Consider the following 13,188-nt stretch of genomic DNA (forward strand, 5'->3'; position numbering starts at 1 on the left):
ACGTGTTAACAGCAACAATATAATCGAATAATCGCTAATATTCAGTGTTTTTGTCTCGCATTTGCTGCAAATGACTCGATGATTGACGCCGAAATGCAGTGGGTGTTTGACTTACTAGCTTTCGAAACTGATGTCGAAAGGTACTCTCAGACGCAAACCCGCAATGGTAGGCAATGTGTGACACCGTTGAAGAAGTAGTGACAAGCAACTCCTTAGCGCCATCCACTCTTGCTCGCGTTAACCATTCAATCACTGGAAGCCCTACAACATTTTTAAACGTTCGCTGGAAGGTGCGCGGCGTCATATCCATTTGACTGGCAAGGGAGTCCACATTGTGAGGTTCAGACAATCGCTCTCTCACCCAATCCATGACCTCTGCAATCTTAGTCTGCGATGTCGCCATCGCCTCTTGCGCAACGATCTGTAACTGTTCACCATCTCGGTATGCAGGTATAACCAAGCGCTGTGCCACCATATTGGCAATTCTATAACCATAATCCTGACGCACAATATAGAGCATCATATCCAACCCGGCGGCCGAGCCCGCAGAGGTCACAATGTTCCCATCTTCAATGTATAACGAAGATGATGACACCCGAAGGCTTGGATAGCGCTGTGAAAGTAGGTGTGAGTGGTGCCAATGTGTTGTCGCCGCGCGGCCGTTTAACAATCCCGCTGCCGCAAGCACAAATGCCCCGGTGCAAATACTGCAAATTCGTGCACCACGTTCATGTGCGCGCTTGAGTGCATTCACCAATACCTCTGGCGGCTGCTCATCCACATCTCGCCAACCAGGAAGAATGATGGTATCGGCTTGCTCTAATATCTCAGGGCCGTGCTCAAACGTCACCGATACGCCCCCAATAGCTTGTACGGTACGTGACTCTATGCCACAAACCTTAAACTGGTACCAATCGACGCCAAGCTCCTAAAAGCCCGTTAACCAACAAACCGGCGGAGTAAAATTCAAAAGATAAACCAATGACCAGACGAAAAAAAACCGCGATATCAACTATCGCGGTTTTTCAAACATCACTGTTTATTTTTGCTTACGGTTAATTGGCTCAACGTAAGACAACGCCATATCCCATGGCTGTTCGATCCAACAATCTTGATCGATGTCCACAATGTACTCATCCACAAGTTCAACACCTGCTGGCTTAGCACAAACAGTAACCAGCTTAGCTTTTGGATACATTTCGCGGATTTTGCGTGCTGTATCGCCGCTGTCTACAAGATCATCAACGATTAGGTAACCTTCACCGTCATGCTCAGGTGCTTTAAGAACCGTCATATCACGTTGGTGATCGTGGTCATAGCTAGAGATACATACTGTATCTACAAAACGAATACCTAGCTCACGCGCTAGGATCGCTGCTGGTACTAGACCGCCACGACTTACACCGATAATGCCTTTCCACTGCTCAGCCGGCATTTGACGCTCAGCTAGTTGACGGCAATATGCGTGCATATTGTCCCAAGTGATGATGAATTTGTTAGCCATAATAATAACCTAATTGAAACGTGTCCGTGACTTAAGCAGCCACAATGTATTTGATGACAAAGATAGCTGACATTACCCATACGCTCATAGATACGTCGCGACCTTTACCACTCAATGCTTTAATAGCAGCGTAAGCGATGAAACCTAGTGAGATGCCTTCTGCAATTGAGAATGTAAATGGCATCAGCAAACAAGTGACAACAACCGGTGCTGCTTCAGTAATGTCTCTCCAGTCGATACCAACTAGGCCAGACATCATCAAAATTGCTACATAAAATAGCGCACCTGCTGTCGCATAAGCTGGGATCATACCCGCTAAAGGCGAGAAGAATAAAGCAAGTACGAACAAAATGCCAACGACAACTGCAGTTAGACCAGTACGGCCACCTGCTGCAACACCTGCTGTACTTTCTACATAAGAAGTCGTGTTCGAAGTACCTAGTAGTGCACCTACTGAAGTTGCAGTAGAGTCAGCCAGTAGTGCTTTGTTTAGGCGAGGAATTTTGCCATCTTTACCAATAAGGTCTGCTTTTTGAGCCACACCCACGAGCGTGCCTGCCGTGTCGAACAAGTCAACAAATAGGAAAGCAAACACGACAGAAATCATACCGATTTCGAATACTGCTGAGAAATCAAGCTGCATGAACGTTGGTGCAATGCTTGGTGGCGTAGACATAATGCCGCCCCACTGAACATCACCAAAAATAAGGCCTAGACCAGTTACTGCAAGGATGGCAATCATTACCGCACCTTTCACGCCACGGTGAACAAGAGCGATAGTAATGAAGAAACCTACAGCAGCTAACGTAGCTGGTAGAGAAGTGATGTGACCCAGAGATACAAGCGTTGCTGGGTTATCAACTACGATACCCGCGTTCTTTAGTGCAATCAGCGCTAGGAACAGACCAATACCCGCTGAGATACCAGTACGAAGCGACATAGGAATGGAGTTAATAATCCACTCACGGATCTTAAACACACTCAATAGAATGAATAAAATACCAGAGCAGAATACCGCCGCTAACGCGACTTGCCATGTATAACCCATTCCCAATACAACTGCATAGGTAAAGAAGGCGTTTAGACCCATACCCGGCGCTTGAGCAATTGGGTAGTTAGCGACAAAACCCATGATAAAACAGCCAATCGCAGCTGCTAGACAGGTTGCAACGAATACTGCGCCGCGATCCATGCCGGCATCAGCTAGAATTGCTGGGTTAACAAAAATAATGTAAGCCATCGTCAGGAAGGTAGTGATACCTGCGATAATCTCAGTGCGCACTGTGGTGCCATTTTCACTGAGCTTGAACAGCTTCTCGAGCATAATCGAATCCCTAAAAAGTGTAAAAAGTAAACGGTTGCGTAAACGATTGGCGCGAATTATAAGGTTATCAAAACGCAAATTCCAGCTAGAATTTAGACTCTAATCAACATATTTTCCGCTTGATATGAAACCCATCCGGTAACGACTGCTAACAAATTGAAATAGTTACCGCATCTGCGCCCTATTTCATCATAGCGATAAGGTGGGATAACCGAACAAAAATCCACCAACTTTTTTGACGTAAAGATGGCATTTCTTAGAGAAAAGGCAAAAAAAACGCCACTCCAGAGAGTGGCGGTAGAATAATTTGGTCATCAATTGGGGTATATAACCAACAATAAATTCTCAATTTAGGGGAAAATCTTAATTACTATCTACCGTAGTAGACATTGTACGCGAAGTCTTTCGTGTATACGTTTTGGTTGGTCCAAAACATCGCGCTTGCTAAACCTTGCATAACATCACCTTCTAACAAAACAAATAATGGATAAAGTTGCTTTGAATCTCGGTTCCTTGGAGGCGATAAATCGGGCTCAATCCTTGAACAAGCTATGTTGAATCACTCAACTGTTCAAAAGAATACCATATTGGATTTAAATTACAACACTTATAGCGACCTAAGTCACATAAAATTCATATTACCTGTAATCTACCGTCATTTTTGTAATTTTATTACGGATAATATTGTCATTAATATGCACCAGAACACCCATCGAGTGGTATCCAAGTTACAGGCGCTATTACATAATTGTCTTGCTTTTACTACTCGTTGTTTACAACTAATGGTATCCTTGGCTTTATCTTAAATAAGCTAGAAAACCAGATGTTCTCACCTTGAATTCAAACATCTGAGGAATAACAATCTAGCCTAGTCTGCATAAAGGAGAGTTCCGTGTCTGAATTCCATTCTGAAATCAGCAAGTTGTCACCGGCACCGGTTTGGCAATTTTTCGACAAAATCTGCTCAATCCCTCACCCTTCAAAGTATGAAGAAGCCCTAGCACAGTACATTATCGGCTGGGCCAAAGAGCAAGGTCTTGATGTTAAGCGCGACGCGACAGGCAACGTGTTTATCAAAAAGCCAGCAACGGCAGGCATGGAAAATAAGAAAGGTGTGGTTCTACAAGCGCACATCGACATGGTGCCTCAGAAAAATGAAGACACTGACCACGATTTCACTCAAGACCCAATCCAGCCATACATTGATGGTGAATGGGTAACTGCGAAAGGCACCACGCTAGGTGCTGATAATGGCATCGGTATGGCAACGTGCCTAGCTGTGCTTGCTTCAAATGAAATCAAACACGGTCCACTAGAAGTTCTACTGACTATCGATGAAGAAGCAGGCATGACTGGCGCATTCGGCCTAGAGGCAGGTTGGCTAGAAGGAGACATTCTTCTAAACACTGACTCAGAGCAAGAAGGCGAAGTGTACATGGGTTGTGCTGGCGGCATCGACGCAGCTATCACGTTCGATATCACTCGCGAAGCAGCTCCTCAAGGCTATGTTGCACGTCAGCTAACCCTCAAAGGTTTGAAAGGCGGCCACTCTGGCTGCGATATTCACACTGGTCGCGGCAACGCCAACAAACTGCTTGGCCGCTTCCTTGCGGGTCACGCAAAAGAGCTTGATGCTCGCCTAATTGAATTCCGTGGCGGCAGCCTACGTAACGCTATTCCACGCGAAGGTTTTGTTACTCTAGCACTACCAGAAGAAAACCTAGCGAAGCTAGAAGAACTTTACAGCTTCTACACTGAGCTCCTGAAATCTGAGCTAGGCGCTATTGAAACTGACATCGTTAGCTTTAACGAAGCCGCTGATCTTGGCGATGTGTTTGAGTCTAACGCTCAATCACGCTTTATCGCTGCACTGAATGCTTGCCCGAATGGCGTTATTCGTATGAGTGACGATATTGAAGGTGTCGTTGAGACCTCACTCAACGTTGGTGTGATCACAACGCAAGCGGATAAAGTTGAAGTGCTATGCCTTATTCGCTCGCTTATCGATTCTGGCCGCTCTCAAGTAGAAGGCATGCTAGCATCAGTCGCAGAGCTTGCCGGTGCGACGATTGAGTGCTCTGGTGCTTACCCTGGTTGGAAACCAGACCCAGAGTCAGAGATCATGGCTATCTTCCGCGATATGTACGAAGGTATCTACGGTCACAAACCAAACATCATGGTGATCCACGCAGGCCTAGAGTGTGGCCTATTCAAAGAACCGTATCCAAACATGGACATGGTCTCTTTCGGCCCAACCATTAAGTTCCCTCACTCGCCTGACGAGAAAGTAAAAATCGACACGGTAGAGCTATTCTGGAACCAAATGGTAGCCCTACTAGAAGCGATTCCTGCTAAAGCGTAATTTAGCCAATATTGCGATTGATAAGCCGATGTTTAACCAAAACATCGGCTTTTTTGTTTCACATCAAGTGTGCCTTTTGAGTTTCCTCTGCAGCCTGTGTATATTGAGACCAGTTATCATTTATAGAGAAAAACATTATGCAAGTTTACGGTTGTTGTGATTTGGTTCGCGAAATCTACGCCCAAATTGGCAGTGGCGATCAAGCCTACATTCCACAAGCAATTTCATGTGCTGTTCGTGCGCTAAACGAAGTAGCTGCAAATGAAAGCCTACCAAAAGATGTCCGTGAGCAAGCGGCATTCGCGGCGGCGAACTTATTGATTTCGGATTTTGAAGACAAGTAGAGATTTAAAGATGAATCTAGCCAATTTTGAAACTATGGATCCTGTGATGCTAATGAGTATCGTCAACATGAAACTGCGTGACGACTTTGGCGGGGATTTAGATAAGCTCGTCAGCTACTTCGACATCAGCAAAACTGCTCTTATCGAAAAGCTTGCCAGTGCTGGCTTTGACTTCCTAGAAGATGCAGGTCAGTTCCGATAAACAAAAACACCGCTAGGTTTCCCTCAGCGGTGTTTTTTCATTCTTGATTCATTCAGTGATTAGCCAAATGACGCCCAAATCACGGTAACGACAAGCACTGGACAGACAAACTTCACGTACCAAGGCCATACTTTACCAAACCAGCCGAGTTGGAAGTCCGGGCAACCTTGCTCAAGTTCTTTAATCTTACTCGCGCGGCTCCAAACCCAACCACCAAACAAGCAGAACAACAATGCTGCAATAGGCTGCAAGTATTGCGTCGCAACCATAGCGACAAAGCCAAACAGATCACCGAAGTTAAATACGATGTAGATACTAAACAACGCAATAAGTGCACCAAGTACCCAACTGGTTTTCTTACGACCGGTGTTAAAGCGCTCATCGACAAGGGCAACCGGACACTCCAACATCGAAATAGATGAAGTTAGCGCGGCAATGGTCAATAGCAAGAAAAACACCACTGAGAAGACTAAACCAAGCATGCCTAATGACTCAAACATCAATGGTAATACCGTAAAGACCAAGGTATCTGAGCTCAGTAGTGAGCCATCTTCTGCATAAATCTGAACGCCTTTTTGCATCGCGACAAACATCGCCGGCATCACCACAAGACCAGCAATAAACGCCACCGAGGTATCTACTAAGGTCACATTCATCGCCATCTTCGGTAGGTTCTCTTTTTTCGACAAATAAGAGCCGTAGATAAGCATCGAACAGCCACCAATCGTTAGCGAAAAGAAGCCTTGTCCCATGGCTGCGAGAATGAGTTTTCTGTCCCATACTTTTTCAAAATCTGGGATCAAGTAATGTTTAAGACCTTCAATTGCACCCTGCTGCATCATGATATAGATAAACAGCAATCCAAAAAGGATAAACAGCGATGGCATCAGACGTGTCGACCATTTTTCAATGCCTTTCTTTACCCCGCCTTGAACAATCAACACCGTCAACAGATAGAAAAGCACCGTACCAAACACGTTTCTTTCGACACTAAAACCTTTGAACCAATCAGCTAGTGACGTCAGACCGGCGATGTCTGTCAGTGCGCCAAACAAGAAGCAAATCAGCCAACCACCAACAATCGAGTAAAACGCCAATACCGCACAAGGCACCGCAAGGCCAATCCAACCGACCATGCCACCAAGCTGTTTGACGATAGGATGGGCGGTAAGAGATTTCATGCTATCGACAGGGTTCGCTTGCCCATGTCGACCAATGGCCATTTCCACCACCAACATAGGGAAAGCCACGACCAATATCATGACTAAATAGACTAATAGAAAAGCACCGCCACCGTTGCTGGCAGCTTGTGTTGGGAAGCCCCAAATATTACCCAATCCAACAGCCGCACCTGCAGCGGCTAAAATAAAGCCTAATCGGGAACCAAAGTGCTCTCTTGGAGCGGAAGATGTGTTTGACATACCTACTGCACTTATCATGTCGTACTAGTTTGCTGGTACGGTATGTCAAAAATGAGTGAAGAGCAAATGTTTTTGGCTTAATGCTCTAATTTTTACCACCCAAGCAAATAAAACACCCGCAACATGAGCATCATACAGATACCCGAACTGGCTAAATCTACTTAAATGAAATAAAAAGCCCCAAAGAAAATACCTATTTCCTTTGGGGCGAACGCATCAGTTAGAGTGGCATTTAGATAGTAAAGACTTGATAGTCCTTAAGCTCCGGAATGGTTTTCTGCAACTGCTGCTCTTGCTCTGCGACATCATTTAGCGAGTCACAATACTCTTCTGCCTGCTGCTTTAACGATTCTGACTGCTCTTTCATAGTGTCCGACATTTTTGCTTTGAGCTCATCCATCTGTTTAGAGAGCTCTGTAAGATTTAACCCACCCTCTGCACTCATCTTTTGTTGTAATGCCGTAAAGGCACTGCTAAAGAACTCTTTGTTGAAGACCTCTTTTGCCTTCGCTAAATCTTGCTCCCAATTGTCCATAAAACTGCTAAAGGCTTCAGACTTTAGAACAAAATCACCGTTCTCTTCGTAGCGAGATTGAACATCAGCAAAAAACTCTCCAACCGCTTGTTTGACGTTTTGAAACGCCTCAGAGTTATCGAAACTCTCAGCGACGTCATCGATAAGGTCATTGGTCAGCTCAAGGCCGTTGGACGCGAGCTCTTTCGCTTGAGGCACGTACTTGTTCATGTTCTCTCGGTAGCTTTCCAAAGCATCTTGTTGTAGCTGACTCAGTTCAATCGCTTTACCGTTAATGAACAGGTTGTTGTCTTCATCAATCAGGACTTTAGAACTGGCTTTAACGATTTCGACTTGTTCACCATCTAGGTGAACTTCGTTCTTAATGTCCACTCCGCATTGCCCAAAAGCGTAAGCATTGCTCGCCACTAAAGCACTGCTAAGTACGACACCGCTAAGCAGCGCTGTTGTTGGAAAAAGTTGAGGTAATTTCATAGCACACCTTATTGGTTTGATCGGCTGTCCAATTGTCGACGCGATCCAAAGTCGTTACTGAATCGCGATAATAGCATAGTGCTGCACGGAATCTCCGATGGCCAGACTCACTTCATCATCTATATTCTGCTCTAGCAAAGCCTTACCGAGTGGCGAATGGGGAGTCACCACTGTAAGCGCCGCCAACACAGAGTCCGTTGATACCTCAGCATCCTTTATTGTCACGCCACCGCCACAGGGCAACATCCAATACCATGCGATTTGCTCATCATCATTCTCGACACAGACTAAAGCCGTTAATCCAACACTGTCTTGCTCAGAAAATTCTCGCAGCGTGGTGCGCTTTAGCGTGTTGATGTCATCCTTTATTTGCTCTAGACGCATCGCCTGACCATGTGCCAAATAGGACGCTTCCAGTGCTAAGGTGTCATATTTGTGCTCTGGTACGGTTTCTTCATTGGTCGCGGCATCCACGGTTTGCTCCATGGCAGAGACCAGTGTTGTCACTTTGCTTTCAAGTTCAGTAATCACTGCCGTTAGTAGTGCGCGCTTGTCCATACTATTCCTCAAACATTGACAGTTGCCGGGCTTGCTCTAAAGGCTCTAGCATCACACTCAAACCCAGCAGTCGAATTTCTCGCCCTTGTTGCCTTTCTAAAACCTCGCGAAGCAGGTCTTTGAAATAAGGGAGATCGAGCTGGTTGTGCACGTGTTCAATGGTGGTTAACTTAAAGTCTGCAAACTTTACCTTAATTCCTTGTTTGATGACATTGCGTTTCGGTGTTGCTCTTTCGAGGCGAGATTCGAGTTCCGGATACAGCTTGTCTTCAATCACCTGCCAACACTCATCAAAACTAGAGATATTGACGCTAAAGGTGCGCTCGACGCCAATCGACTTTCTTTCCCGCTCCACGACAACTTGTCTCTCATCTATGCCGTGGCTTTTCTTCCATAAAGAAACGCCTAGGCGACCGAAACGCACGATCAATTCTCGGTAGTCACTATTGCGAATATCTAAACAGGTAAAAAAGCCGGCACTATTGAGTTTATCTAAGCTGACCTTCCCGACACCCGGTATTTTGCCCAAATCCAACTCATCAACCACGTGTTGCACTTGATCGGGCGGGATCACAAACTGCCCATTGGGTTTATTCATATCCGAGGCAATCTTGGCCAAAAACTTAAGCGGCGCCACCCCAGCAGAAGCGGTGAGTTGCAATTCATTCCAGATATCGGCACGAATACGCTCAGCAATGCGCGTCGCTGAGTTTTGACAATGGGGAGAGTCGGTCACATCTAGGTATGCCTCATCTAACGACAAAGGCTCAATGAGCGAGGTATAGCGAGCAAAAATCGCTCGTATGTGCTTTGAGGTTTCTTTGTAAACTTCCATTCGTCCGGGGACGAGCAGCAAATTGGGACACAGCTTTAACGCCTGAGCCGTCGGCATCGCCGAGCGGACACCAAACTTTCTCGCTTCATAATTACAAGTGCTGATCACCCCACGCTGGCGCTCGCTGCCACCAACGGCAAGGGGCTTACCTCGATAATGTGGATTGTCGCGCATCTCAACCGCAGCGTAGAAGCAATCCATATCCACATGGATGAATTTTCGAATAGAGTCAGACACGGCATTAAACTGTTTATTTATACAGTTAAAAGTATACGCTGATTTTGAGTGAGAACCAACCAAAAAGACCAGAGCGTTGCTCTGGTCTTTGTTATTCAGTTATCGGCTGGCTTGTTGATTAAGCGATGCGATCTTTTTCCCAAGCTGCTAGCTTTTCTGCTCGCGCTTGCTCACGTGCTTCACGCTTTTTACGAGCATCACATGGCTCTGGACAGTTACATACCTTGTCGACACCAACGGCACCAAGACCGCCACAACTGCCTTTTACGACTTTCTTTTGGAAGATGTAACCAACAGACATGGCAACAATCACCGCAAGAAAAACGCCGAAAGTAATTAGAAATGTACTCATAGTTGTCACCCGTTACTTGTTGAGGTAAGGCTTGAACGCGCTTGACGCAATTTCATCAAACCCATCTTCTGTTTTTACAATAATAAACGCTGGTATGCCATTTTGCTCGGCAACTTCCAGAGCTTGCTCTTCACCCAGCACCATCAAACCTGTCGCTAAACCGTCTGCAGTCATAGAAGACTTATCAAGAACCGTCACCGATACCACTTTGTTGTTGATAGGCTTGCCCGTTTTCGGGTCGATAATGTGCGAGTAGCGAACACCGTCTTGTTCAAAGTAGTTACGGTAGTCGCCTGAAGTCGCGATAGCCATGTCACCTGGCTCAATGATTTCTTGAACACTACGTTCATCCGTCGCTGGTTTTTCAATCGCGATACGCCATTTCACGCCTTCGCGGTTAAGACCTTTCAAGCGCATCTCACCACCGACTTCAACCATATAATCTTGAACGCCGATACGCTCTAGATATTCAGCGAGGACATCTACTCCCCACCCTTTTGCAATCGTCGACAAGTCCACATACAAACCATGCAGATCTTTCTTTAACGTCGTGTCAGTTGCAGAAAGGTGCTGAATGCCCGTTTGCGCTTTGCGCTCAGCAAGTTGCTTTGCTGTTGGCACTACTTCTGGACGCGCTTCTGGGCCAAAGCCCCAAAGGTTAACCAAAGGCCCTACTGTAACGTCCAAAGCGCCCAATGTGACTTCATTGAGACGGATTGCTTCTTTCACCACAATCGCGGTTTGTTTCGATACAGGAAATGCTTCTGTCCCATAGAAACGGTTGAAGCGACTCAACTCAGAATCTTGGCGATAGGTCGACATTTGGTCGTTCACTTGTTCAAGTAAGCGATTCAGCTCTGCCTGAATAGTTTCCGGTTTTGGGCTATTGTCGGTCGCAATGTATTTCACATTATAAATCGTCCCCATTGTCGGGCCGCTCAAATGCACTTGCTCACGATCGTTACCACACGCGGTTAAAAGTACCGCTGCTAGCATTGCGGCTAGCACTAATTTCAACTGTTTCGCTAAATGAAACTTAGTTAGATGAAACATGCCTTTACTCACCTAATGAATTTAAAATACTTACGTTTGCCACACCTATGTTTGTTGTCGCAAATGAAAGCATTCTGTCTATATCTATTTAAAAACAAATGGCCGGCTCCCATGAGCCAGCCATGTTCATTACTTCAAGGAAGATTAACCACCGAAGTCATCTAGAAGGATGTTTTCATCTTCTACACCAAGATCTTTCAGCATGCCGATTACAGCTGCGTTCATCATTGGTGGACCACACATGTAGTATTCACAATCTTCTGGCGCTTCGTGATCTTTGAGGTAGTTCTCATAGATTACGTTGTGGATGAAGCCTGTGTAACCATCCCAGTTATCTTCTGGCATTGGGTCAGACAGAGCAACGTGCCACTGGAAGTTATCGTTTTCAGCCTGTAGGCCATCGAAATCTTCCACGTAGAACATTTCGCGACGAGAACGAGCACCATACCAGAATGACATCTTACGCTTAGAGTTCAGACGCTTAAGTTGGTCAAAGATGTGCGAACGCATTGGTGCCATACCAGCACCACCACCGATGAAGACCATCTCGTTGTCAGTATCTTTTGCGAAGAACTCACCAAATGGACCAGAGATCGTACACTTGTCACCTTCTTTCAGTGACCAGATGAACGAAGACATGATACCAGGTGGTACATCAGGGTTATTAGGCGGCGGCGTAGCGATACGCACGTTCAGCATAATAATACCTTCTTCTTCTGGGTAGTTAGCCATTGAGTATGCACGGATGCACTCTTCGTTAACTACAGACTCGTAGCGGAACAGATTAAACTTGTCCCAATCTTCACGGTACTCTTCTGGTACGTCGAAGTCAGAGTATTTAACGTGGTGAGCGGGTGCTTCAATCTGGATGTAACCACCAGCACGGAAAGGTACTGATTCGCCATCTGGGATTTGTAGCTTAAGCTCTTTGATGAATGTCGCTTTGTTATCGTTAGAGATAACGGTACATTCCCACTTCTTAACGCCGAAGATCTCTTCTGGAAGCTCGATGTCCATGTCAGTCTTCATTGCTACCTGACACGCTAGACGCTCACCTTCACGTGCTTCACCTTTAGAGATATGGTCAAGCTCGGTTGGTAGAATGTCACCACCGCCAGATTTCACTTTTACACGACACTGACCACAAGAGCCACCGCCACCACAAGCAGATGATACGAATACGCCAGCGCCTGCTAGTGCATTCAATAGTTTGCCACCTGGTTGTGTGGTGATCGCAAGATCAGGGTTTTCGTTTACAGAGATCGTGATGTCGCCTGTTGGTACTAGCTTAGATTTAGCGAACAAAATCACCAAAACTAGGGCTAGAACAATCAGCGTAAACATCACTACACCAAGAATAATGTCCATTGACTATTCCTTATACCTTACAGTTGAACACCAGAGAATGACATAAAGCCCAGTGCCATCAGACCTACCGTGATGAACGTGATACCAAGACCACGAAGACCAGGAGGAACGTCAGAGTACTTCATCTTCTCGCGGATACCTGCTAGCGCAACGATAGCTAGCATCCAACCCACACCAGAACCAAAGCCGTATACGACAGATTCTGCAAAGTTGTAATCACGCTGTACCATGAATGATACGCCACCAAAGATCGCACAGTTCACCGTGATTAGCGGTAGGAAGATACCCAGTGCGTTATACAAAGGTGGGAAGAAGCGGTCTAGTACCATCTCTAGGATCTGTACTAGTGCTGCGATTACACCGATAAAGGTAATAAAGTTTAGAAAGCTAAGGTCGACACCTGCCACCAATGCATTTTCTTTAAGAACTAGGTTGTAAAGCAGGTTGTTCACCGGTACTGCCACTGTCAGTACAACGATAACCGCAACACCTAGACCGAAAGAGGTCTTAACCTTTTTCGATACCGCTAGGAATGTACACATACCTAGGAAGAAAGAAAGCGCAAGGTTTTCGATGAAAATCGACTTAACCATTAAGCTAATATAATGTTCCATGACAG

Annotated in this window: 14 protein-coding genes; 3 read left to right on the plus strand and 11 right to left on the minus strand. The window is 45.8% G+C overall.

Annotation, left to right across the window (positions count from 1 at the left end):
• Positions 1–34: 34 nt before the first annotated feature.
• The 3 genes from AAA946_RS12045 to AAA946_RS12055 all read right to left on the minus strand — a co-directional run bounded on the left by AAA946_RS12045 (position 35) and on the right by AAA946_RS12055 (position 2,828).
• Positions 35–889: a helix-turn-helix domain-containing protein gene (locus AAA946_RS12045; RefSeq protein WP_338165833.1), complete on the minus strand. Its 855-nt coding sequence runs from the start codon at positions 887–889 to the stop codon at positions 35–37.
• 150 nt (positions 890–1,039) lie between these two features.
• A complete protein-coding gene (gene gpt, locus AAA946_RS12050; protein WP_338165067.1) occupies positions 1,040–1,504 on the minus strand; it encodes a xanthine phosphoribosyltransferase in 465 nt (154 codons plus the stop codon).
• Between the two features lie 31 nt (positions 1,505–1,535).
• Entirely contained in the window at positions 1,536–2,828 is a 1,293-nt protein-coding gene (locus AAA946_RS12055; protein ID WP_112462098.1) for a solute carrier family 23 protein, read from the minus strand.
• Between the two features lie 892 nt (positions 2,829–3,720).
• On the opposite strand from AAA946_RS12055, the gene AAA946_RS12060 reads away from it, so the two are divergent.
• The 3 genes from AAA946_RS12060 to AAA946_RS12070 all read left to right on the plus strand — a co-directional run bounded on the left by AAA946_RS12060 (position 3,721) and on the right by AAA946_RS12070 (position 5,736).
• The gene (locus AAA946_RS12060; RefSeq protein WP_338165068.1) at positions 3,721–5,190 is read left to right on the plus strand and encodes an aminoacyl-histidine dipeptidase; all 1,470 of its coding nucleotides are present in this window, start codon (positions 3,721–3,723) and stop codon (positions 5,188–5,190) included.
• Between the two features lie 137 nt (positions 5,191–5,327).
• Entirely contained in the window at positions 5,328–5,534 is a 207-nt protein-coding gene (locus AAA946_RS12065) for a YaeP family protein (protein ID WP_338165069.1), read from the plus strand.
• 10 nt (positions 5,535–5,544) lie between these two features.
• Positions 5,545–5,736: a DUF4250 domain-containing protein gene (locus AAA946_RS12070; RefSeq protein ID WP_112478261.1), complete on the plus strand. Its 192-nt coding sequence runs from the start codon at positions 5,545–5,547 to the stop codon at positions 5,734–5,736.
• A 59-nt stretch (positions 5,737–5,795) separates the two neighbouring features.
• Here the strand turns inward: AAA946_RS12070 and AAA946_RS12075 are convergent, their stop codons facing one another.
• The 8 genes from AAA946_RS12075 to nqrE all read right to left on the minus strand — a co-directional run bounded on the left by AAA946_RS12075 (position 5,796) and on the right by nqrE (position 13,183).
• Positions 5,796–7,157: a sodium-dependent transporter gene (locus AAA946_RS12075; protein ID WP_338165070.1), complete on the minus strand. Its 1,362-nt coding sequence runs from the start codon at positions 7,155–7,157 to the stop codon at positions 5,796–5,798.
• A gap of 232 nt (positions 7,158–7,389) precedes the next feature.
• Entirely contained in the window at positions 7,390–8,166 is a 777-nt protein-coding gene (locus AAA946_RS12080) for a YggN family protein (protein WP_338165071.1), read from the minus strand.
• A gap of 54 nt (positions 8,167–8,220) precedes the next feature.
• The gene (locus AAA946_RS12085) at positions 8,221–8,724 is read right to left on the minus strand and encodes a transcription elongation factor (protein WP_338165072.1); all 504 of its coding nucleotides are present in this window, start codon (positions 8,722–8,724) and stop codon (positions 8,221–8,223) included.
• 1 nt (position 8,725) lies between these two features.
• Positions 8,726–9,796: a DNA polymerase IV gene (gene dinB / locus AAA946_RS12090; RefSeq protein ID WP_338165073.1), complete on the minus strand. Its 1,071-nt coding sequence runs from the start codon at positions 9,794–9,796 to the stop codon at positions 8,726–8,728.
• Between the two features lie 118 nt (positions 9,797–9,914).
• A complete protein-coding gene (gene nqrM, locus AAA946_RS12095) occupies positions 9,915–10,148 on the minus strand; it encodes a (Na+)-NQR maturation NqrM (protein WP_042496878.1) in 234 nt (77 codons plus the stop codon).
• Between the two features lie 12 nt (positions 10,149–10,160).
• Entirely contained in the window at positions 10,161–11,144 is a 984-nt protein-coding gene (locus AAA946_RS12100) for an FAD:protein FMN transferase (protein ID WP_112462177.1), read from the minus strand.
• A gap of 201 nt (positions 11,145–11,345) precedes the next feature.
• Positions 11,346–12,569, minus strand: coding sequence for an NADH:ubiquinone reductase (Na(+)-transporting) subunit F (gene nqrF / locus AAA946_RS12105; RefSeq protein ID WP_112462092.1), 1,224 nt, complete (start codon positions 12,567–12,569; stop codon positions 11,346–11,348).
• A gap of 17 nt (positions 12,570–12,586) precedes the next feature.
• Entirely contained in the window at positions 12,587–13,183 is a 597-nt protein-coding gene (gene nqrE, locus AAA946_RS12110) for an NADH:ubiquinone reductase (Na(+)-transporting) subunit E (RefSeq protein ID WP_042477581.1), read from the minus strand.
• Positions 13,184–13,188 lie beyond the last annotated feature (5 nt).

Origin of the sequence: Vibrio sp. 10N (genome assembly GCF_036245475.1) — a bacterium.
GTDB lineage: Bacteria > Pseudomonadota > Gammaproteobacteria > Enterobacterales > Vibrionaceae > Vibrio.